Here is a 965-nt window from a genome sequence, read left to right on the forward strand (position 1 = left end):
CCTCTATCAAGCACCCGAATGTGGATGCTTTGCAGAATTAAATAAAAGACCGCTGAGCGGCCTATCATTACTGTACGCTTTCCATGATTGAAACCATGTCAGGATCCATTTGGGCGATAATGTTTTGCCGAGTATCTGCTAGCATTTTTTTGCGGCCACCAACACCCCAATAATTCATCTTGCGAGCGCAGGCGCTAACCTCTTGTTTTTCGTTTGCAATAAGCAAATCAAGTCGATTTAGCATGGTCATATTTGAAATACCACTGAGTGCTGCTTCGCGGAAAGTTTCATAAACACTAATTTCAAACTCAGGCTTAATCCAGGCTGCATAGCGAATAGCCAAAAGCTCTGCACCCCATACGCCTTGGTCAGCGCCCCCATTAACAACCTTAAGTGATTGATTTTCTTTCAGACGACTTTTTTGTCTTCTGGAGTCCAATGCGGAAACAAACTTTTTTACTGATGCATTACGAATAAATTTGTTGGGTCGCTGTGACTCTGTCGCTTCGCCTTTTAATACTGCGGCGGCGTGTAGGTCGTTTAGGCTATATCTGCCTGCATTATCCACACGAACAGATACTCCATTAACAATTACTGTTGGATATTTCATGCGTAGTTCCTTATAGAAAGTGAACCTGTTCGTACAGAAAGACCGCCCCGAGATAACTACGCTATTAGCGGTTTTCTCAGGCTCACTTTCTGGAAGGTTCTCGGATTAGATGTGCGCGTACGAATGCGCTGAATTCAGATACAAAAAAGCCACCACGGAGGTGATGGCTTGGGTATTCCTTCAACCACTCAGGGAGTGGGCAAAGAAATATTGACTTTAGTTTCAGAGAGTAACTAATTGTTAAGCATTATTCGCTTGTTATTGGGGGAAGATGGGTTTATTAGATTTACCAGTTTTTGTGATAATAACGTTGTAAAAGATGTGGAGAATGATTATGAAAAAATATCTTCTTCTT

Annotated in this window: 1 protein-coding gene; it reads right to left on the bottom strand. The window is 42.1% G+C overall.

Going from position 1 to position 965, the window contains the following annotated elements; translation table 11 throughout:
- Nucleotides 1–67 precede the first annotated feature (67 nt).
- Entirely contained in the window at nucleotides 68–610 is a 543-nt protein-coding gene (locus Xhom_RS25010) for a KilA-N domain-containing protein (protein WP_069315415.1), read from the bottom strand.
- Nucleotides 611–965: the final 355 nt, after the last annotated feature.

Source organism: Xenorhabdus hominickii (genome assembly GCF_002632725.1).
GTDB lineage: Bacteria > Pseudomonadota > Gammaproteobacteria > Enterobacterales > Enterobacteriaceae > Xenorhabdus > Xenorhabdus hominickii.

Excerpts from the sequence above, each read along its gene's own strand:
- Xhom_RS25010 (WP_069315415.1), bottom strand. The coding sequence starts at position 610 with ATGAAATATCCAACAGTAATTGTTAATGGAGTATCTGTTCGTGTGGAT.